This is a genomic window from Pseudomonas ekonensis (genome assembly GCF_019145435.1).
Taxonomy (GTDB): domain Bacteria; phylum Pseudomonadota; class Gammaproteobacteria; order Pseudomonadales; family Pseudomonadaceae; genus Aquipseudomonas; species Aquipseudomonas ekonensis.
Genome location: NZ_JAHSTS010000002.1, coordinates 2079469 through 2101427 on the forward strand (window position 1 = coordinate 2079469; position 21959 = coordinate 2101427).

General features: G+C 65.0%; 15 protein-coding genes. 3 read left to right on the plus strand and 12 right to left on the minus strand.

What is annotated here, in order from left to right:
• Positions 1-366: 366 nt before the first annotated feature.
• Complete coding sequence (locus KVG96_RS22440; RefSeq protein ID WP_217893985.1) at positions 367-804, plus strand: excinuclease; 438 nt, start codon at positions 367-369, stop codon at positions 802-804.
• 53 nt (positions 805-857) lie between these two features.
• Here KVG96_RS22440 and KVG96_RS22445 read toward each other — a convergent pair whose 3' ends face one another.
• The gene (locus KVG96_RS22445; protein ID WP_217893986.1) at positions 858-1763 is read right to left on the minus strand and encodes a LysR family transcriptional regulator; all 906 of its coding nucleotides are present in this window, start codon (positions 1761-1763) and stop codon (positions 858-860) included.
• Positions 1764-1881: 118 nt separating this feature from the next.
• Between KVG96_RS22445 and KVG96_RS22450 the strand changes: the two genes are divergently transcribed.
• Positions 1882-3156 (plus strand): MFS transporter, encoded by a 1275-nt coding sequence (locus KVG96_RS22450; protein ID WP_217893987.1) that lies wholly within the window; start codon positions 1882-1884, stop codon positions 3154-3156.
• A gap of 125 nt (positions 3157-3281) precedes the next feature.
• Here KVG96_RS22450 and hemE read toward each other — a convergent pair whose 3' ends face one another.
• From hemE to KVG96_RS22505, 11 genes are all read right to left on the minus strand, one after another.
• A complete protein-coding gene (gene hemE / locus KVG96_RS22455; protein ID WP_217893988.1) occupies positions 3282-4349 on the minus strand; it encodes a uroporphyrinogen decarboxylase in 1068 nt (355 codons plus the stop codon).
• A 180-nt stretch (positions 4350-4529) separates the two neighbouring features.
• Positions 4530-5948 carry an FAD-dependent oxidoreductase gene (locus tag KVG96_RS22460; RefSeq protein WP_217893989.1) on the minus strand — a complete coding sequence of 473 codons (1419 nt, stop codon included), beginning with the start codon at positions 5946-5948 and terminating at the stop codon, positions 4530-4532.
• Positions 5949-6075: 127 nt separating this feature from the next.
• On the minus strand, positions 6076-10521 hold the full coding sequence (gene gltB, locus KVG96_RS22465; protein ID WP_217893990.1) for a glutamate synthase large subunit: 4446 nt from the start codon (positions 10519-10521) through the stop codon (positions 6076-6078).
• Between the two features lie 350 nt (positions 10522-10871).
• On the minus strand, positions 10872-12485 hold the full coding sequence (locus KVG96_RS22470; protein ID WP_217893991.1) for an AAA family ATPase: 1614 nt from the start codon (positions 12483-12485) through the stop codon (positions 10872-10874).
• Between the two features lie 10 nt (positions 12486-12495).
• Entirely contained in the window at positions 12496-13596 is a 1101-nt protein-coding gene (aroB, locus tag KVG96_RS22475) for a 3-dehydroquinate synthase (protein WP_217893992.1), read from the minus strand.
• Positions 13597-13727: 131 nt separating this feature from the next.
• Entirely contained in the window at positions 13728-14246 is a 519-nt protein-coding gene (aroK, locus tag KVG96_RS22480) for a shikimate kinase AroK (protein WP_085585417.1), read from the minus strand.
• Between the two features lie 4 nt (positions 14247-14250).
• The gene (locus KVG96_RS22485) at positions 14251-16317 is read right to left on the minus strand and encodes a type IV pilus secretin PilQ (RefSeq protein WP_217893993.1); all 2067 of its coding nucleotides are present in this window, start codon (positions 16315-16317) and stop codon (positions 14251-14253) included.
• Between the two features lie 13 nt (positions 16318-16330).
• Positions 16331-16855, minus strand: coding sequence for a pilus assembly protein PilP (locus KVG96_RS22490; protein WP_217893994.1), 525 nt, complete (start codon positions 16853-16855; stop codon positions 16331-16333).
• On the minus strand, positions 16852-17493 hold the full coding sequence (pilO, locus tag KVG96_RS22495) for a type 4a pilus biogenesis protein PilO (protein WP_217893995.1): 642 nt from the start codon (positions 17491-17493) through the stop codon (positions 16852-16854). The genes KVG96_RS22490 and pilO overlap by 4 nt, the downstream gene beginning before the upstream one ends.
• Positions 17490-18056, minus strand: coding sequence for a PilN domain-containing protein (locus KVG96_RS22500; RefSeq protein ID WP_217893996.1), 567 nt, complete (start codon positions 18054-18056; stop codon positions 17490-17492). Before KVG96_RS22500 ends, pilO begins: the two co-directional genes overlap by 4 nt.
• Positions 18056-19120, minus strand: coding sequence for a pilus assembly protein PilM (locus KVG96_RS22505; RefSeq protein ID WP_217893997.1), 1065 nt, complete (start codon positions 19118-19120; stop codon positions 18056-18058). Before KVG96_RS22505 ends, KVG96_RS22500 begins: the two co-directional genes overlap by 1 nt.
• A gap of 219 nt (positions 19121-19339) precedes the next feature.
• Between KVG96_RS22505 and KVG96_RS22510 the strand changes: the two genes are divergently transcribed.
• The gene (locus KVG96_RS22510; protein WP_437180525.1) at positions 19340-21778 is read left to right on the plus strand and encodes a penicillin-binding protein 1A; all 2439 of its coding nucleotides are present in this window, start codon (positions 19340-19342) and stop codon (positions 21776-21778) included.
• The last annotated feature ends 181 nt before the right edge of the window (positions 21779-21959 follow it).

The following is a 21959-nucleotide window of genomic DNA, read 5'->3' on the forward strand; positions in this document are numbered from 1 at the left end:
CGGCGTGTCATTGCCCATCACCCGTCTGGCTCTGCGATAGCTGCTTGCACAGGATCCTCAGAGTCTCACAAGCCCCTTGCGGGAACATCGACAGTATTGCCCGACAACCGATATCGGGCAACGGCTGGCATTTGGCCCCTAACCATCGGAAGACGGCCATGACACTCGTTTTGATGAAGGGCTGATTCTGGGCAAGACCGAAGACTTTCCCAACGACAGCTCCGTTACGCGAGATGTATCGCGGCAACACCAATACCGAATCCTTTCGCCAACACCATCTACACTCGCTCAATCAGGCCAGCTCAAACGCCTGTCGGAACGGCGGGCCTTTCACTCGCGGTTCTCTTTCGCGTCAAGGAGAAGACCATGCCCGTGAAAACCCTGATCGCCGCCGCTGTCCTCGGCCTGCTGCCGGGGGCCAGCCACGCCACCAACCTGATGTACATGCCGTTCGAGACCGTGCTGTCGGACGCGATCCGCGCCGGGCGGCTGGACGGCAGCGTGAAGTTCTACCTGACCGGCAACACGCCGCCGGGGGTTCAGCAGACGCTGCGCCGGGACGTGGTCAGCGATCTGGACACCAACGGGTTCAACAAGAGCGATCACGACTCGTGCGAATGGGTGCTGCAATCGAACCTGATCGCGCTGCAGGCCGAGGCCAAGCGCGTCGGGGCGAATGCGGTGACCAACATCGTGAGCTTCTACGACGGGCATGTGCGCAAAGACCTGAACACCTACGAATGCCGGGCCGGGGTGTTTGTGACGCGGGTCGCGCTCAAGGGGGATCTGGTCAGAGTGCCTTGAGCGGCCCCCACAAGATCCGGCGCAATCCCTGCTCGCGATCGACGGCGCAGCTGTCATGCATTCAGCGGTTCCACCTTGCGCGTCAGCAACTCCACAAACGCCTTGGCCATCGGCGATTTCTGATCCTTGCGCTGCACCAGCCACACCGCCGACACCGCCGCCGGGTCGAGCAGCGGGCGGTAGACCACGCCGTCGATGCGCATCCGCTGGAAAGACGCCGGCAGCACCGACACGCCCAGCCCTGCCGCCACCAGGCCGATGATGGTCATCGCCTCGCCGGCCTCCTGGGCGAAGTGCGGGCTGAAACCGGCGTCGCGGGCCAGGCTCAGCAGTTGCGCGTACAGGCCACTGCCGTAACTGCGCGGAAAAAACACGAACGGCTCCAGGGCCAGCGCCGACAGGAACAGGCCGTCCTCGCTGCCCGACGCGAGCGGATGCTTGGCGCCGAGCACCGCCACCAGCGGCTCGCGGGTCAGCTCCACCACGCTCAGCGAATCCGGCAGCCCCGCCAGCGGACGCATGATGCCGACCTCGATCGACTCGTCCAGCAGCGCATCGGCCACCATCGTGCTGCTCATCTCCCGCAGCTTCAGGTGCACCGCCGCAAAACGCTGGCGGAAGGCGAAGATCGCCTGGGGGATGGTCGAGTTGAACGGCGCCGACGAGGTGAACCCGATCTTCAGTTCGCCCAGCTCCCCCAGCTGCGCACGCCGGGCGACATCCGCCGCCTTGTCGACCTGGGCCAGCGCCAGCCGCGCCTCTTCCAGGAACAGCCGGCCGGCCTCGCTGAGCTCGACCCGACGGTTGGTGCGCTCGAACAGGCGGGCGCCGATTTCCTGCTCCAGCGCCTGGATCTGCTGGCTCAACGGCGGCTGGGAAATGCCCAGCGACTGAGCGGCGCGGCCGAAATGCAGCTCTTCGGCCACGGCGATGAAGTAGCGCAGGTGACGTAATTCCATGGCGGTTCCAATAGGTCGTCAAAGCTATCAAACAGGTCGAACAATATATTGGATAGAAACATTAGCCAGCTATATGATTTTTTCACTGCCCGCCTGCCCGTGCCCTCCGAGGTCTGAAGTGAAAACCGCCGTCGCCCCCCTGGCCCATGACATCCCTCCCGTCGCGAAAGACGACGTGGTGGCCGAACTGCAAGAGATCTACATCGAAAAAGGCACGCCGGCGTTCATGCGCACGGTGCTGGCGCTGTTCTGCGGCGGCTTCGCGACGTTCGCCCTGCTGTACTGCGTGCAGCCGATGATGCCGCTGCTGTCCAAGGAGTTTTCGGTCAATGCCGCGCAAAGTAGCCTGATCCTGTCGGTGGCGACCGCGCTGCTGGCCGCGGGCCTGTTGGTCACAGGTCCCGTGTCCGACCGCATCGGCCGCAAGCCGGTGATGGTGGCCGCGCTGTTCGCCGCTGCGCTGTGCACTATCGGCAGCGCCCTGATGCCTGGCTGGCACGGCGTGCTGGCCATGCGCGCGCTGGTCGGGCTGTCGTTGAGCGGCCTGGCGGCGGTGGCCATGACTTACCTCAGCGAAGAGATCCACCCGCAGCACCTGGGTCTGGCCATGGGCCTGTATATCGGCGGCAACGCGATCGGCGGGATGAGCGGGCGCCTGATCGTCGGCGTGCTCATCGACTTCGTCAGCTGGCACACGGCAATGCTGGTGCTCGGCGCCCTGGCGCTGATCGCGGCGGCGGTGTTCTGGCGGATCCTCCCCGAATCGCGCAACTTCCGCCCGCGCTCGCTGCACCCGCGCAGCCTGCTCGACGGTTTCCTGATGCACTTTCGCGACGCCGGCCTGCCGCTGCTGTTCCTGGAAGCTTTCGTGCTGATGGGCGCGTTCGTCACCCTGTTCAACTACATCGGCTACCGTTTGCTGGCCGAGCCGTATCACCTGGATCAGGCGTTCGTCGGCCTGCTGTCGGTGGTGTACCTGTCGGGCATCTACAGCTCGGCGAAGATCGGTTCCCTGGCCGACCGGCTGGGCCGACGCAAAGTGCTGTGGGCCACCATCGTGCTGATGTCCGCGGGCCTCGCCCTGACGATGGCCACGCCGCTGGCGCTGGTGATCACCGGCATGCTGATCTTCACCTTCGGCTTCTTCGGCGCGCACTCGGTGGCCAGCAGCTGGATCGGCCGCCGCGCGACCAAGGCCAAGGGCCAGGCCTCGTCGCTGTACCTGTTCAGCTACTACGCGGGATCAAGCATCGCCGGGACGGCGGGCGGGGTGTTCTGGCACCTGGGCGGGTGGAACGGGATCGGCCTGTTCATCGGCGCGCTGTTGCTGGTGGCGCTGCTGGTGGCGCTGAAGCTGGCGAAACTGCAGCCACTCGGCGGCGTAAAGGCCTGACAGACCGCCAAAAGCAACGGTGGGAGCGAACCTGCCTGCGATAGCAGCGAGTCCGTCAGAACATGCGTATCTGACGCTCCGCCATCGCGAGCAGGCTCGCTCCCACCGTTCGTATCGGGTGTCGGTTACTCGTGATACTGCGCCGACAGCTCATGCACCGCCCGCAGGAACGCGCCGGCGTGTTCCGGGTCGACCTCGGGGGTGATGCCGTGGCCGAGGTTGAACACGTGGCCGCTGCCCTTGCCGTAGCTGGCGAGGATGCGCCCGACTTCGCTGCGGATCGCTTCCGGCTTGGCGTAGAGCACGGTCGGGTCCATGTTGCCTTGCAGCGCGACCTTGTCGCCGACACGGGCGCGGGCGTTGCCCAAGTCGCACGTCCAGTCCAGGCCCAGCGCGTCGGCGCCGGCCTCGGCGATGCTTTCCAGCCACAGGCCGCCGTTCTTGGTGAACAGGATCACCGGCACCTTGCGGCCTTCGTGTTCGCGGATCAGGCCGCTGACGATTTTCTTCATGTAGGCCAGGGAGAACTCCTGGTACGCCGCCGCCGACAGGTTGCCGCCCCAGGTGTCGAAGATCTGCACCGCCTGCGCGCCGGCCTTGATCTGGCCGTTGAGGTAAGAGGTCACCGACTGCGCCAGCTTGTCGAGCAGCAGGTGCATGGCCTGCGGGTTGTCGTAGAGCATCGCCTTGGTCTTGCGGAAGTCTTTCGACGAGCCGCCTTCGACCATGTAGGTCGCCAGGGTCCACGGGCTGCCGGAGAAGCCGATCAGCGGCACGCGGCCGTTCAGTTCGCGGCGGATGGTGCTGACCGCGTCCATCACGTAGCCCAGGTCCTTTTGCGGATCGGGGATCGGCAGGGCTTCGATGTCGGCCAGGGTGCTGACCACTTTCTTGAAGCGCGGGCCTTCGCCGGTCTCGAAGTACAGGCCCTGGCCCATCGCGTCGGGAATGGTGAGGATGTCGGAGAACAGGATCGCCGCGTCCAGTTGCGGATAGCGGTCGAGGGGTTGCAGGGTGACTTCGCAAGCGAACGCCGGGTTCATGCACAGGCTCATGAAATCTCCGGCCTGGGCACGGCTGGCGCGGTATTCAGGCAGGTAGCGGCCGGCCTGGCGCATCATCCACACCGGGGTGACGTCAACGGGTTGCTTGAGCAGGGCGCGGAGGAAACGGTCGTTCTTCAGGGCAGTCATGTCGGCATCCGGAAAAAAAGTGCGGGCATTTTCTCAGAGCGCGACGCAAAAGGCACGGATGCAGGTCAGCCTTTTGTCTATCGGGTCAATTTGTCGCATAAAGGCAGCGGCAAGTTTCAAGCTGCAAGCCGCAAGCGCCGTGGCTTGCAGCTTGCAACTTGTGGCTTGAGGCTGGGGTCTTCAGACCCCCAGGTAATCCAGGATCCCTTCCGCCGCGTTGCGGCCTTCGAAGATCGCCGTCACCACCAGGTCAGAACCGCGCACCATGTCGCCGCCGGCGAAGATCTTCGGGTTGCTGGTCTGGTGCTTGTACGGGCCCTTCTCCGGGGCCACGACGCGGCCCTGGCTGTCGGTCTGGATGCTGAACTGCTCGAACCACGGCGCCGGGCTCGGGCGGAAACCGAAGGCGATGACCACGGCGTCCGCCGGGATGATCTCTTCGGAGCCCGGGATCGGCTCGGGGCTGCGGCGGCCGCGGGCGTCCGGTTCGCCGAGACGGGTCTCGACCACCTTCACGCCTTCGACCTTGTCTTCGCCGACGATGGCGATCGGCTGGCGGTTGTAGAGGAACTTCACGCCTTCTTCCTTGGCGTTCTTCACCTCTTTGCGCGAGCCGGGCATGTTCGCTTCGTCACGGCGGTAGGCGCAGGTCACCGACTTGGCGCCCTGGCGGATGGAGGTGCGGTTGCAGTCCATCGCCGTGTCGCCGCCGCCGAGCACCACGACCTTCTTGCCTTTCATGTCGACGAAGTCTTCCGGCGACTTCTCGAAGCCCAGGTTGCGGTTGACGTTGGCGATCAGGAAGTCCAGCGCGTCGTAGACGCCCGGCAGGTCCTCGCCGGCGAAGCCGCCCTTCATGTAGGTGTAGGTGCCCATGCCCATGAACACCGCATCGTATTCGGCGAGCAATTGCTCCATGGTCACGTCCTTGCCCACCTCGGTGTTGAGGCGGAACTCGATGCCCATGCCGGTGAAGACTTCGCGCCGGTTGCTCAGCACGGTCTTCTCCAGTTTGAACTCGGGGATGCCGAAGGTCAGCAGGCCGCCGATTTCCGGGTTCTTGTCGAACACCACCGGGGTCACGCCGCCGCGCACCAGCACGTCGGCGCAACCCAGGCCCGCCGGGCCCGCGCCGATGATCGCGACGCGCTTGCCGGTCGGCTTGACCCTGGACATGTCCGGACGCCAGCCCATGGCGAACGCGGTGTCGGTGATGTACTTCTCGACCGAACCGATGGTCACCGCGCCGAAGCCGTCGTTGAGCGTGCAGGCACCCTCGCACAGACGGTCCTGCGGGCACACCCGGCCGCAGACTTCCGGCAGGGTGTTGGTCTGGTGCGACAGTTCGGCGGCCTGGAGGATGTTGCCCTCGGCCACCAGCTTCAGCCAGTTGGGAATGAAGTTGTGCACGGGGCACTTCCATTCGCAGTACGGGTTGCCGCAACCCAGGCAGCGGTGGGCCTGGTCGGCCGACTGCTGGGGCTTGAACGGTTCGTAGATCTCGACGAACTCTTTCTTGCGCTGACGCAACAGTTTCTTCTTCGGATCCTTGCGCCCGACATCGATGAATTGAAAGTCGTTACTGAGACGTTCGGCCATCTTCAAAAACCTCTTACACGACAGCCTCAAGCTACAAGCTTCAAGCTGCAGGAAAATCACATTAGTCCGATACAACGCGCACTGGCTTCAGCTTGCCGCTTGAAGCCAGCGGCTTGCAGCTGCGCCGTTATTGCGGACTTGCACGAGTACTGGAGAGCAGAGACTTCAAGCTCGCCGCCTTAGGCTTGACCAACCAGAAACGGCGCAGGTAATCGTCGAGGTTCTCGGCGAGTTCACGACCCCACTCGCTGTCGGTTTCCGCGACGTACTCGTTCAGCACGTTCTGCAGGTGGCTGCGGTAGGCCTCCATCGCCTCGCCGCTGATCCGCTGGATCTCCACCAGTTCGTGGTTGACCCGGTCAACGAAGGTGTTGTCCTGGTCGAGCACGTAGGCGAACCCGCCGGTCATGCCGGAGCCGAAGTTGTAGCCGGTCTTGCCCAGGACGCAGACGAAACCGCCGGTCATGTATTCGCAGCAGTGATCGCCGGTGCCTTCCACGACCGTGTGGGCGCCGGAGTTGCGCACGGCGAAACGTTCGCCAGCGGTGCCGGCGGCGAACAGCTTGCCGCCGGTGGCGCCGTACAGGCAGGTGTTGCCGATGATGGCGCTGTTTTGGGTCTGATAGGCGCTGCCCTTGGGCGGCACGATGGTCAGCTTGCCGCCGGTCATGCCTTTGCCGACGTAGTCGTTGGCGTCGCCTTCCAGGTGCATGTTCAGGCCGCCGGCGTTCCACACGCCGAAGCTCTGGCCCGCCGTGCCCTTGAAGCGGAAGGTGATCGGCGCCTTGGCCATTCCCTGGTTGCCGTGCTTGCGCGCGATTTCGCCGGAGATCCGCGCACCGATCGAACGGTCGCAGTTGCAGATGTCCAGGCTGAATTCGGCGCCGCTGAGGTCGTTGATCGCCGCGGTCGCCATCTCGACCATTTTCTCGGCCAGCAGGCCCTGGTCGAACGGCGGGTTGCGCTCCACGCCGCAGAACTGAGGCTTGTCCGCCGGCACGTGGTCGCTGCCCAGCAGCGGAGTCAGGTCCAGGTGATGCTGCTTCTCGGTCTGGCCTTCGAGCACTTCCAGCAGGTCGGTGCGGCCGATCAGTTCCTCAAGGGAACGCACGCCGAGCCTGGCCAGCCACTCGCGGGTCTCTTCGGCGACGTAGGTGAAGAAGTTCACCACCATGTCGACGGTGCCGATGTAGTGATCCTTGCGCAGCTTCTCGTTCTGGGTCGCCACGCCGGTGGCGCAGTTGTTCAGGTGGCAGATGCGCAGGTACTTGCAGCCCAGGGCGATCATCGGCGCGGTGCCGAAGCCGAAGCTTTCGGCGCCGAGGATCGCGGCCTTGATCACGTCGAGGCCGGTCTTCAGGCCGCCGTCGGTCTGCACCCGCACCTTGCCGCGCAGGTCGTTGCCGCGCAGGGTCTGGTGGGTCTCGGCCAGGCCGAGCTCCCACGGCGCGCCGGCGTACTTGATCGAGGTCAGCGGCGAAGCGCCGGTGCCGCCGTCGTAGCCGGAGATGGTGATCAGGTCGGCATAGGCCTTGGCCACGCCGGCGGCGATGGTGCCGACGCCCGCTTCAGCCACCAGCTTCACCGAGACCAGCGCCTGTGGGTTGACCTGCTTCAGGTCGAAGATCAGTTGCGACAGGTCTTCGATCGAATAGATGTCGTGGTGCGGCGGCGGCGAAATCAGGGTCACGCCCGGCACCGCATAGCGCAGCTTGGCGATCAGGCCGTTGACCTTGCCGCCCGGCAGTTGCCCGCCTTCGCCTGGCTTGGCGCCCTGGGCGACCTTGATCTGCAGCACTTCGGCGTTGACCAGGTATTCCGGGGTCACGCCGAAACGGCCGGTCGCGACCTGCTTGATCTTCGAGCTCTTGAGGGTGCCGTAACGCGCCGGATCCTCACCGCCTTCGCCGGAGTTGGAACGCGCGCCGAGGCGGTTCATGGCTTCGGCCAGGGCCTCGTGGGCCTCAGGCGACAAGGCACCGAGGGAGATGCCGGCGGAGTCGAAACGCTTGAGCACCGATTCCAGCGGCTCGATCTCGCTGAGGTCCAGCGGCTTGTCGAGGGTCTTGACCTTGAGCAGGTCGCGGATCATCGACACCGGACGGTTGTCCACCAGCGAGGTGTATTCCTTGAACCTGGCGTAGTCGCCCTGCTGCACGGCGGCCTGCAGGGTGTTGACCACGTCCGGGTTGTACGCGTGGTATTCGCCGCCGTGGACGAACTTCAGCAGGCCGCCCTGCTGGATCGGCTTGCGCGGGCTCCAGGCTTCAGTCGCGAGGGCCTTCTGCTCGGCTTCGATGTCGACGAAACGCGCACCCTTGATGCGGCTCGGCACGCCGCGGAAGCTCAGGTTGCACACTTCCTCCGACAGGCCGATGGCTTCGAACAGCTGGGCGCCGCGGTACGAGGCGATGGTCGAGATGCCCATCTTCGACAGGATCTTGAGCAGACCCTTGGTGATGCCTTTGCGGTAGTTCTTGAACACCTCGTAGAGGTCGCCCAGCACTTCGCCGGTGCGGATCAGGTCGCCCAGCACCTCATAGGCGAGGAACGGGTAGACCGCGGACGCGCCGAAGCCGATCAGCACCGCGAAGTGATGCGGGTCGCGGGCGGTGGCGGTCTCGACGAGGATGTTGGAATCGCAGCGCAGGCCTTTTTCGGTCAGGCGGTGATGCACCGCGCCGGTGGCCAGCGAAGCGTGGATCGGCAGCTTGCCCGGCGCGATGTGGCGGTCACTCAGGACGATCTGGGTGCGGCCCGCGCGCACGGCCTCTTCGGCCTGGTCGGCGACATTGCGGATCGCCGCTTCGAGGCCGACGCTTTCGTCGTAGTTCAGGTCGATGATGTGCCGCTCGAACCCCGGACGGTCGAGGTTCATCAGCGAACGCCACTTGGCCGGCGAGATGACCGGCGAGCTGAGGATCACGCGGGAGGCGTGCTCCGGCGACTCCTGGAAGATGTTGCGTTCGGCGCCGAGGCAGATCTCCAGCGACATCACGATCGCTTCGCGCAGCGGGTCGATCGGCGGGTTGGTCACCTGGGCGAACTGTTGGCGGAAATAGTCGTACGGCGTGCGCACGCGCTGGGACAGCACGGCCATCGGCGTGTCGTCGCCCATCGAGCCGACGGCTTCGTAGCCTTGCTCGCCGAGCGGACGCAGCACCTGGTCGCGCTCCTCGAACGTGACCTGGTACATCTTCATGTACTGCTTGAGCTGGTCGACGTCGTAGAAGGCCGAACCGTGGTCGTTGTCTTCCATGGTCGCCTGGATGCGCAGGGCGTTCTTGCGCAGCCATTGCTTGTACGGATGGCGGGACTTGAGCCGGTTGTCGATGGCGTCGGTGTCGAGGATCTGGCCGGTTTCGGTGTCCACGGCGAAGATCTGGCCAGGGCCGACGCGGCCCTTGGCGAGCACGTCCTCAGGCTGGTAGTTCCAGACGCCGATCTCGGACGCCAGGGTGATGAAACCGTTCTTGGTGGTGACCCAGCGCGCCGGGCGCAGGCCGTTGCGGTCGAGCAGGCACACCGCGTAGCGGCCGTCGGTCATCACCACGCCGGCCGGGCCGTCCCACGGCTCCATGTGCATCGAGTTGTACTCGTAGAACGCACGCAGGTCCGGATCCATGGTCTCGACGTTCTGCCAGGCCGGCGGAATGATCATCCGCACGCCGCGGAACAGGTCGATGCCGCCGGTGACCATCAGTTCGAGCATGTTGTCCATGCTCGAGGAGTCGGAACCGACGCGGTTGACCAGCGGGCCGAGCTCTTCCAGGTCCATCAGGTCGTTGGTGAACTTGGTGCGGCGGGCCTGGGCCCAGTTGCGGTTGCCGGTGATGGTGTTGATCTCGCCGTTGTGGGCGAGAAAGCGGAACGGCTGGGCCAGCGGCCATTTCGGCAGGGTGTTGGTGGAGAAGCGCTGGTGGAACACGCAGATCGCGGTCTGCAGGCGCTGGTCACCCAGGTCCGGATAGAACGCGGCCAGGTCGGCCGGCATCATCAGGCCCTTATAGATGATGGTCTTGTGGGAAAAGCTGCAGATGTAGTGGTCGGTGTCGGCGGCGTTGGCCACGGACGAACGGCGGCGGGCGCTGAACAGCTTGACCGCCATGTCCTGGTCGCTCAGGCCTTCGCCGCCGATGTACACCTGCTCGATCTGCGGCAGGCGCTCCAGGGCCAGGCGGCCGAGGACGCTGGTGTCGATCGGCACCTTGCGCCAGCCGATCAGCTGCAGGCCTTCGGCGAGGATCTCGCGGTTCATGTTTTCGCGAGCGGCTTCGGCCTTGGCCGGATCCTGATTGAAGAACACCATGCCCACGGCGTATTGCTTGGGCAGCTCGACGCTGAAGGCTTCCTGGGCGATGGCGCGCAGGAACGCATCAGGCTTTTGAATCAGCAGACCGCAACCGTCGCCGGTCTTGCCGTCCGCGTTGATCCCACCGCGGTGGGTCATGCAGGTCAGGGCCTCGATGGCCGTTTGCAAAAGGGTATGACTGGGCTCGCCCTGCATGTGGGCTATCAGGCCGAAGCCGCAGTTATCCTTGAATTCATCTGGTTGGTACAGACCTGCTTTCATAGACACTTTCTCACCAGGCTGCCTCTTTTCGAGGCAAATTTCTTTTCAATTCAACCACTTGCATCTCGCGCCGAACGTACGCCGGCTTTGCGGGGGCAAAAGGGTGGTCATTGTACACAGCGACACAGAGGCTCACAAATTTGACGACGAAATGTCGCAAATTCATGTCGCGTTTGTGAAATGTTTAAAGCGATCTGCTGTGCTAGTCAAAACTTTTTTAATTCTGACCGCAACGACTCAAAGACTACTGTGACGCAGACACCACAAGGCACGCGACCCTGGAAGGAAGCGCGCACTCGTGGAGATTTTGAGGTGCCGGGAGAGGCGGCCTGGGTAAGGCCGCCGAATCTTCAGCGAGTTGTAGCCAGTTCCTGTTGGACGCTGGCGACAGTGCGAGGCCAAGGTTTACCAGCCTGAACCTTCGCTGGCAAGGCCTTGATGGCAGAAACGGCCGCATCACGGTTGGCGAAGCTGCCATAGGTGATCACGTAGAGAGGCTTGCCGTTGAGGACTTTCTTGAAATAGCGGTACTCGCCGCCCTGCTCCTTGACGAAGCTTTGCGCGGTCGCCTCGGAGCTGGTGCCGAGGATCTGCACCACGTAGTTGCCCGGCGCCTGTCCGGCGTACCAGCTGCCGCCGGCAGCCTTGGCGACCGGCTTCTCAGCGGGCTTCTCGGCCGGTTTGGCGGCCGCCACAGGCTTGGCCGGCGCCGGGGCCGGGGCCGGTTTGGCCGCAGGCGCGACAGGGGCAGGCTTGGCGACGGCGACCTGGGTCGGGGCCGGCGCAGGCTTGGCCGCCGGCACGGGCACAGGTACAGGCACCGGGGTCGGCGCAGGGCCGGCCGGCACACCCGCCGGCGGCGCGGTGGTGGTCACGGTCGGCGGCGTGGCGCTGGAGCCTTCGACCGGCACACCGTCGTCGCCTTCGGTGATGCCGCCGGCCGCTTCGGCCAGCGGGCCGCGCATCACCGGCTGCGAGTTGCCGACCAACGGCAACGGCATCGGTTGGGTGTTGCCGTTGAACTCGACGGACGGAGCACCGCCCTGACCGCCCTGCCCCAACGGCAGCTGGGCCTGTTCGTTGGCCGGCGCGCCGGCGGTCGGCGCCTTGCTGCGGCCCGGCATCAGCCAGGCGGCGGCGACCGCGACCACGACCACGGCGGAAATCGCCAATACGTGTTTCTTCGGCATGTTGAACCCCATACTTGGACGCTTGACCGCAGTGCGGCTGGCGATCATGGCTTCGATCATCGCATCGCGGGCGACCTGGTTGATGTTGCCCGGCCAGCCCTCGGAGCTTTCGTGAATATCAGAGATCTGATCCGCGGTGAAAAGTTCGATGCCGCGGCCTGCGCCTTCGAGCCGCTGGTCGAGGTACTCGCGGGTTTCCTCTTCCGTGTACGGCTGCAGCTCGATCACATGGAAGCGCTCTTCCTCAAGCTGCAGCGCGTCGAGCTGGGCGATCAGCGACGACTCGCCGAACAGGAACACGTGCGGACGGCCTTCCGGCGCCCCGGCGCCCAAGGCCATCAGGGCCTCGAGGGCCGACTCGTCGAGCTGCTCGGCGTCGTCCACCAGCAGGTAGACTTCCTGACCGGTCAGCGCCAGCTGCACCACCTGGGCGAGGATCGCGTTGACCTCGGCCTGGGCCACGTCCAGCGCCTGGGCCACCTGACGCAGCACACCGGCCGCGTCGCCGGCGCCACGGGCCGAGACGACGACGCTCTGCACCGACTGCTTGTTGGTGCTGGCCACCAGCGCCTGGCGCAACAGGGTCTTGCCGCTCCCCTGGGGGCCGGTGACCACCAGCAGCAACTGGCTGTAGCGCGCCAGGTGATGGAGCTGGCCCAGCACCGGCTTGCGCTGGGCCGGGAAGAATTTGAAGCCCGGCACCCTTGGCGCGAACGGGTCGTGACTTAACTGGAAATGGCCGAGGAACGCCTCGTCGGCATGCAAACTGGTCATCGGAATCCTATCAACCTTTAAGCTGAGCCAGGGCGCGGTAATCCGCTCCCAGCGTGGCCTGTAGAACCTCTTTCGGATAATCGTCGGTCACCACCGCTTCGCCCATCCGGCGCAGCAGCACCAGGCGCAAGCGACCGTCGATCACTTTCTTGTCAATTGCCATGTGTTCGAGGAAATCGGCCTCGGTCATCTCTTCGGGCGGCACCACCGGCAGGCCGGCGCGCTGGAACAGGCGGATGCCGCGGTCACGCTCCTGGGCGCTGATCCAGCCCAGGCGCGCGGACATGTCCAGGGCCATGACCGTACCGGCGGCGACCGCCTCGCCGTGCAACCAGACACCATAGCCCATGTGGGTCTCGATGGCGTGGCCGAAGGTATGGCCGAGGTTGAGGGTGGCGCGCACGCCGGACTCCCGCTCGTCGGCGCCGACCACGGCGGCCTTGGCCGCGCAGGAACGCTCGATGGCGTAGGTCAGTGCCTGCGGGTCGAGGTTGCGCAGTTTGTCGACGTTGTCTTCGAGCCAGGTCAGGAACGGCTCGTCGCAGATCAGCCCGTACTTGATGACTTCCGCCAGACCGGCGGACAGCTCGCGCGCCGGTAAGGTCTTGAGCGAGGCGGTGTCGATCAGCACCACGTTCGGCTGGTAGAACGCACCGACCATGTTCTTGCCCAGCGGATGGTTGATCCCGGTCTTGCCGCCCACCGACGAATCGACCTGGGACAGCAGTGTGGTGGGGATCTGGATGAAATCGACGCCGCGCTGGTAGCAGGCCGCCGCGAAACCGGCCATGTCGCCGATGACGCCGCCGCCCAGGGCGATCACGGTGGTGCGGCGGTCATGCCGGGCGGTCAGCAGGCCGTCGAAGATCAGTTGCAGGGTTTCCCAGTTCTTGTGCGCCTCGCCGTCGGGCAGCACCACGGAGATCACCGAGTACGGCGCCAGGGTGCGGGTCAGACGCTCAAGATAGAGCGGCGCCACGGTCTCGTTGGAGACGATCGCCACTTGCCGCCCATGGATGTGCGGAGCCAACAGTTCAGGCCGGTCCAACAAACCTTCGCCAATATGAATCGGGTAGCTGCGCTCGCCCAGATCGACCTTGAGTGTCTGCATGTGTCCCCACAGTGAAGATGGCTGAATTATCGGATGTCCGCGGTCTTAGCCGGTATGACGCCGCCCGCACGCCATCCGCCACACCCCCGGCCATGACGGGACGCCGAGGATAGCGCATTTCGGGCGGCGCTTTAACGGGGCGGAAGCTGCTGCAGACGGTCGAGGATGTCGAGCACCACCAGGCGCGGTGGCCGCTCGTCGGTTTCCACCACCAGATCGGCGATCTCCCGGTACAGCGGGTCGCGGATCGCCAGCAGGTCGCGCAGGGTCTTTTCCGGATCGGCGGTGCGCAGCAACGGCCGGTTGCGGTCGCGTGACGTGCGCCCGACCTGCTGCTCGACGGAGGCGTGCAGGTACACCACCCGCCCGCCCTCGTGCAGGGCCTTGCGGTTGGCGTCGCGCATCACCGCGCCTCCGCCGGTGGCCAGCACCACGCCGTCGAACGCGCACAGCTCGGCGATCATCGCCTGCTCACGGTCACGAAAGCCGGGCTCGCCTTCCTTGTCGAAGATCCACGGGATATTGGCGCCCGTGCGCAGTTCAATTTCCTTGTCGGAATCTTTGAACGGCAGGCGCAGCTCTTTGGCCAGCAACCGGCCGATGGTGCTTTTTCCAGCGCCCATCGGGCCTACAAGAATCAAATTTCGCACAGAATCAACGACTCACAGCAATCGCCTGGTTATTCATGATACGCGGAGTGAGGAAGACCAGCAGCTCGGATTTTTTCTCCGAGACCACATCACGCCGGAAAAGGCGGCCAAGATACGGCACATCGCCAAGAAATGGCACCTTATCTACGACCTTGCTTTGAGTATTTGAGAAAACGCCCCCGATCACGATGGTTTCGCCGTCGTTCACCAGCACCTTGGCGTTGACCTCGTTTTTCTTGATCGGCGGCACGTCCTGCACCTTGTTCAGGTAGTCCGGTTCGTCCTTGGTGACCTTGACCTCCATGATGATGCGGTTGTCCGGGGTGATCTGCGGCGTCACCTCCAGCGACAGCGAAGCCTCCTTGAACGACACCGACGTGGCGCCGCTGGAGCTGGCCTCCTGGTACGGGATCTCGGTGCCCTTGAGGATCTTGGCGGTTTCCTTGTCGGAGGTGACCACTTTGGGCTGCGAGACGATTTCCCCGTTGCCGGTCTTTTCCATGGCCGTCAGTTCGAGGTCGAGCAGCACGTTGTCGGTGATGAAGGCGATGCCGATCCCCGAGGTGTTGCCGGTGGTGCCCATGTCGACGAACGGCGTGTTGGTGCTGGTGCTGCCCGGCGTGCCGATGGTGGTGGACGCACCGTTGGTCACGCCGGAGGTGTTCCAGTTGCCCTTGTTGCGGATCGACCCGCCCCAGCGCACGCCCAGGCTCTTGTCGTAATCGACGTTGGCCTCGACGATCCGCGCCTCGATCATCACCTGGCGCACCGGGATGTCCAGTTGCGCCACGATCCGCCGCAGTTCGTCGAGGCGGTCCTGGGTCTGGTAGGCAATGATGTTGTTGGTGCGCTCATCGACGGTGATCGAGCCGCGTTCGTCGACTTTCGCCTCGGCGCTGGTCACCGACTGGAACAGCTTGGCGATGTCCGCCGCCTTGGCGTAGTTGACCTGCAGCAGTTCGCGGCGCAGCGGCGCCAGTTCGGCGATCTGCTTCTGCGACTCGAGTTCCTGCCGCTCGCGGGCGGCGATCTCGTCGGCCGGCGCCACCAGCAGCACGTTGCCGATCTTGCGCTTGTCCAGCCCCTTGGTCTTGAGCACCAGGTCCAGGGCCTGATCCCACGGCACGTTCTGCAGGCGCAGGGTGATCCCGCCCTGCACCGTGTCGCTGGCCACCAGGTTGAGGTTGGTGAAGTCGGCGATCAGTTGCAGCACCGAGCGCACGTCGATGTCCTGAAAGTTCAGCGACAGCTTCTCGCCGCTGTAGCTGTTGCGGTCGGCGTTGCGCTTTTGCAGGTCATCGACCGTCATCGGCCGGATGCTGACAGTGAGCTTGTTGTCGGTCTGGTAGGTCGAGTACTCGTAGGTGCCGACGGGCTCGACGGTCACGGTCGCCCGGTCGCCGCTGACACTGGAGCTGACGAACTGCACCGGTGTGGCGAAGTCCTTGACGTCGAGGCGCACCCGCAGCGGGTCGGGCAGTTGGGTACGGGTGAAGTTGAGGACGATCTTGCCGTCGCGTTCCTGGATGTCCGGGGCGATGGCCGGGTCGGACAGGTCGATGACCACATTGCCCTCGCCGGCCGTGCCGCGCTGGAAGTCCACGCCCCGGATGGCCCTGGCCGTCGGGGCGTACGTCTTGGCCGGCGCGGGGCGCGATGCGGCCGTCGCTGGCCGGGGCGCCGTTTTGCGGGCGCCCTGGCCGACCACGACGAACAGCGTGTTGCCCTCGACCCGGGTGTCGTAGGGCACCAGCTGGGTCAGGTTGATGATCATCCGCGTCCGGTCCTTGGCCTCGACCACCGTGGCCGAGCGGGCATTGCCGCTGCCCAGGTCACGGGTCTTGTTCGCCAGCTGGCTGGAGACGCCCGGCAGGTCGAGGGCGATCCGCGCCGGCGAATCGGTGGTGTAGCCCTTGGGCTGCGGCGGCGGGCCGTCGAACGACAGCTTCAGCTCGACCCGGTCGCCCGGCAGCGCCGCCACGTCCAGTGCCTTGAGGGTGGCCGCACTGACCATCGGCGACAGCAGCGCTATCCATAGCGAAAGACCGAAGGTTGCGAAAATCCTGTTCATTGTTCGTCTTCCACTATGAGTGCTCTTTCAAAGGAATGGTGCGCGGCCGCTCCAGCCAGGCGCCCTCGCCGTCGGGAACGATCTCGACCACATCGACCTGGGAGGCGCTGATGGCGACGATGCGACCGTCGTTGCGCCCCAGGTAGTCGCCGACCTTCAGGCGGTGCACCCCGCCCGCCCCGCGCAGCAGCGCGAAGGAGCCGGAGGCGTTGGAAATCGTGCCGACCATCTCGAACTGCTCGATGTTGAAACCTTCGAGGTACTGCTTGACCCGGTTGGGGTCGGGCCGGACATTGCGCGAGCCGTGCCGCTGCCCCGCCAGGTCGACCCGCACCTGGCGGGAGAACGGGCTGCGCAGGCTCGCTGCGCTGTAGGTGAAGGTCGGATAGGCATGGAAGACCGGCGTCGGCTCGATCTTGCCCGGCGGGCGCTGGCGGATCTCGTTCATGTACGCGTCGAGGTCGCTGAAGTCGCCGCCCCCGCAGCCACCCAACCCCAACGCCAGGGCAAGCGGAATGAAACACCGGATCGGGCTCATGGCGTGGGCCCCTTGTCTTGCGGCTGTCCCTTGTCGTTGTAGCGGTAGGTCTTGGCCAGGATGCTCATGCGCAGCTTCGACCCGCCTTCGGGATTGGCCGGCGCGAGTTCGAAGTCGTGCAGGGTGACGATCCGGGGCAACCCGGCCACGCCGCTGACGAACGTCGCCAGGTCGTGATAGCCGCCGGTGACGGTGATCTGGATCGGCAGCTCGATATAGAACTGCTGGACCACCTCCGGCAGCAGCTTGATCTCTTCGAATTCGAGCCCGCTGCCAAGCCCCGTCCGGGTGATGTCCTCCAGCAGGCCCGGCACCTCGGTGTCGCTGGGCAGTTGACGCAGCAGCACGCCGAAGGAGTTTTCCATCTCCTTCATCTGCTGGGTGTAGAGCTCGAGGTTGGCCGCCATGTGCGCCTTGGTCGCGAACTGCTCCTTCAGCGTGGCCTCTTCCTCGCGCTTGAGCTCGAGCTGGTTCTCCAGGTCGCTGATGAAGAAGTTGTAGCCAAGCGCCAGCACCAGCACCATCAGCAACGCACCGGCCAGCCCCTTCACCGCGGTCGGCCAGGAGCCGATGTTGCCGGTGTCCAGGTCGTTGAAGTCGATGCTGCGCAGGCTGCCCAGCCATTCGGACGGTTTCATTGGACGTCCTCCGCCAGCTTGGGCCGGGTCTGGCGAACGGTCAGCTGGAAGGTGTTGGCCTGGTCCAGCTGCCCGGCGGTGGTCGCCTTCACTTCGTTGAGGACCGGCGCATCGAACCAGTCGGAGGCGTCGAGGTTGCGCATCAGGTCGGAGACGCGGTTGTTCGACTCCGCCGCACCGCTGATCGACAAGGTCTTGCCGACCATCTTCACGTCGGTGAAATACACCCCGTCAGGCAGGGTGCGGGCGAGCTGGTCGAAGATCCGCCCGCTGATCTGCCGGTTGCCCTGCAAGTCCTGGATGATGCGCATGCGCTCCACCAGTTGCTGACGGCGGGCCTTGAGTTCGCTGATCTGTTTGATCCGCTCGTCGACCAGGGCGATCTGCTTGCCGATGTATTCGTTGCGCGCCGTTTGCCGCTCGATGGCCGCGCCGATGATCTGGTCGGCGATCAGCACCGCGCCGACCGACCCGACCAGCACACCGGTCAACGCCAGCAGGAAACGCTTGCGCCGCTCTTCGCGGCGCTCCTCACGCCAGGGCAGAAGGTTGATCCGCGCCATCAGTCGAAACTCCTGAGCGCCAGCCCGCAGGCGATCATCAGGGCCGGCGCGTCGCTGGCCAGCGCCCCGGCGTTGACCTTGCCGCTCAACGCCATGTCGGAAAACGGGTTGGCGACCTGGGTCGGCGTGCCCAGGCGCTGTTCGATCAGGCTGTCGAGCCCCGGCACCGATGCCGTGCCCCCGGCCAGCAGGATGTGGTCGACCGCGTTGTACTGGCCGGACGCGAAGAAGAACTGCAGCGAACGCGACACCTGCTGCACCAGCGCCTCGCGGAACGGCTGGAGCACTTCGCCGACATAGTCGTCCGGCAGGCCGCCCTGCTTCTTCGCCAGCCCGGCCTGCTCGAAGGTCAGGCCGTAGCGGCGCTGGATCTCCTCGGTGAGCTGGCGCCCGCCGAACAGTTGCTCGCGGGTGTAGATGATCCGGCCGTTGTGCAGAACGCTCAGGGTGGTCATCGTCGCGCCGATGTCGACCACCGCGACCGTCAGGCGTTCCTGGGATTGCGCCAGCTGGGTGGCGAGCAGGCCGAACGAACGTTCCAGCGCATAGGCCTCGACATCCACCACCCGGGCCGTGAGCCCGGCCAGGGCCAGGGCGGCTTCGCGGACTTCGACGTTCTCCTTGCGGCAGGCCGCCAGCAGCACGTTGACCCGCTCGGCGTTGCGCGGCGACGCCCCCTGCACCTCGAAGTCGATGGCGACTTCGTCCAGCGGATAGGGAATGTACTGGTCGGCCTCGATCCGGAGCTGGTTCTCCATCTCGTCGTCGGACAGGCCGGCGTCCATCTCGATGACCTTGGTGATCACCGCCGAACCGGCCACCGCCACCGCCACGCCCTTGAGCCCCGTGCGCGCCTTCGCCAGCACCCGGGACAGGGCATGACCGACGCCTTCGAGCTCGGCGATGTTCTTTTCGACGACGGCGTTCGCCGGCAACGGCTCCACCGCGTAGGCCTCGACCCGGTAGCGCTCGCCCTGGCGGCTCAGCTCCAGCAGCTTCACCGACGTGGAGCTGATGTCGATCCCCAGCAGCGTGTTGGTCTTTTTGTTGAAGAGTCCTGGCACTGCCCAATCCCTATGACTATCCGTGACTTACGGACTCCGTTATGCGCCTTGCGTTCCCTCGCCCCGTCTTGACAGAAGCGCAAATGACGCCCCCAGCGGAAAAGTGCTTATAATGCCCAGCGATTTTTTCCGCTTTTACCGCCAGCGCGGGCCCTTCGTGCATGTCGCCGCAAGCCCGTCGCCAATTTCATTCTTTGCCCTGGATGTCCAAAAGCCTTGATTCGTCTGCTGAAATTTTTCGGTTGGTCCATCGTCGCCGTTTTCTGCGGACTGCTTTTAGGTCTCAGCGGCGCGTTCCTTTACCTTAGTCCGGGTTTGCCATCTGTGGAGGCGCTGAGAAGCATTCAGTTGCAGATTCCGCTCCGGGTGTACAGCAGCGACAACAAGTTGATCGCAGAATTTGGCGAAATGCGCCGCACGCCGATCCGTTTCGCCGACATTCCCCCCAATTTCATCAATGCGTTACTAAGTGCTGAAGACGACAACTTCGCCAACCACTACGGCGTCGACCCGAGCAGCCTGATGCGCGCCGCGACCCAGTTGCTCAAGAGCGGCCACATCCAGTCCGGCGGCAGCACCATCACCATGCAGGTGGCGAAGAACTTCTTCCTGACCAGCGAACGCAGCTTCTCGCGCAAGACCACCGAGATCCTCCTGGCCCTGCAGATCGAACGGCAACTGACCAAGGACGAGATCCTTGAGCTGTACGTGAACAAGATCTACCTGGGCAACCGCGCCTACGGCATCGAGGCCGCAGCGCAGGTGTACTACGGCAAATCGATCCGCGAGGTCAGCCTGGCGCAGATGGCGATGATCGCCGGCCTGCCCAAGGCCCCGTCGCGCTTCAACCCGCTGGCCAACCCTGCGCGCAGCAAGGAGCGCCGCGACTGGATCCTGGGGCGCATGTACAAGCTGGGCAAGATCACCGAGGCGGACTACACCGCCGCCGTCAACGAGCCGCTGAACGCCAGCTACCACGTGCCGACCCCGGAAGTGAACGCCCCGTACATCGCCGAAATGGCCCGGGCGGAAATGGTCGGTCGCTACGGCAGCGACGCCTACACCGAAGGCTTTCGCGTCACCACCACGGTGCCGAGCAACCTGCAGGAAATGGCCAACAACGCCCTGCACGAAGGCCTGATGACCTACGACCAGCGCCACGGCTACCGCGGCCCCGAGTCGCGCCTGCCGGGCAAGACCCGCGAGGCTTGGGCCAACGAGCTGACCAAGCAGCGCACCATCAGCAGCCTGGAGCCGGCCATCGTCACCCAGGTGGACAAGAACGGCCTGCAGGTGCTCACCCGCACCGGCGAAGAGCACGTCGCCTGGGACACCATGAAGTGGGCCCGGCCGTTCCTCAACACCAACAGCATGGGCGCCGCCCCGCGCCAGCCGTCGGACGTGGCGCAGGTGGGCGACCTGGTGCGCGTGCAGCGCCAGGCGAACAATTCGCTCAAGTTCAGCCAGATCCCTCAGGCCCAGGGCGCGCTGGTGTCGCTGGATCCGCAGAACGGCGCGATCCGCTCGCTGGTCGGCGGCTTCGCCTTCGAGCAGAGCAACTACAACCGCGCCATGCAGGCCAAGCGCCAGCCGGGTTCGAGCTTCAAGCCGTTCGTCTACAGCGCGGCGCTGGACAACGGCTACACCGCCGCCAGCCTGGTCAACGATGCGCCGATCGTGTTCGTCGACGAATACCTGGACAAGGTCTGGCGTCCGAAGAACGACACCAACACCTTCCTCGGCCCGATCCGCCTGCGCGAAGCGCTGTACAAGTCGCGCAACCTGGTGTCGATCCGCCTGCTGCAGGCGATGGGCGTCGGCAAGACCATCGATTACATCACCCGCTTCGGCTTCAACAAGCAGGACCTGCCGCCGAACCTGTCCCTGGCGCTGGGCACCGCGACGCTGACGCCAATGGAGATCGCCACCGGCTGGAGCACCTTCGCCAACGGCGGCTACAAGATCACGCCGTACATCATCGACAGGATCGAAAGCCGCAACGGCGACACCCTGTTCGTCGCCAACCCGCCGACAGTGCCGCAAGGCACGGCGGCCACCGACGGCATCGCCGCGCCGGCCACCCCGGCGTTCACCGTCAACGCGACACCGGGCGAAGCCCCCGGCAGCACTGTGGCGCCGCAGACGCCGGCGGTGGCCGAACGGATCGTCGACGGCCGCACCACCTACATCCTCAACAGCATGCTGCAGGACGTGATCAAGCTCGGTACCGGTCGCCGTGCCCTGGCCATGGGCCGCAGCGACATCGCCGGCAAGACCGGCACCACCAACGAATCGAAGGACGCCTGGTTCTCCGGCTACAACGCCGACTACGTGACCACGGTCTGGACCGGTTTCGACCAGCCGGAAAGCCTCGGCCGCCGGGAGTTCGGCGGCACCGTGGCGCTGCCGATCTGGATGAACTACATGTCCGCCGCCCTCAAGGACAAGCCGCCGCATGTCCAGGCGGAGCCGGAAGGCATCCTCAGCCTGCGGGTGGATCCGGTCAGCGGCCGCGCCGCCACGCCGAGCACGCCGGGCGCGTACTTCGAGCTGTTCAAGGCCGAAGACACGCCGCCGTCGGTCAACGAGATCGGCAATGGCGCCGTGCCGGGCAGCCCGCTGCCGGCGGACGAACAGGCGCCGATCGATTTGTTCTAGGGGGCAGCTAGAAGCTGCAAGCTGCAAGCTGCAAGCTGCAAGCTGCAAGCTGCAAGCTGCAAGCAAGAGCAAGAGCAAGAGCAAGAGCAAGAGCAACGCACCTCTACTTGCCGCTTGCCGCTTGAAGCTTGCCGCTTGAAGCTTGAAGCTTGAAGCTTGAAGCTTGAAGCTTGAAACCCAA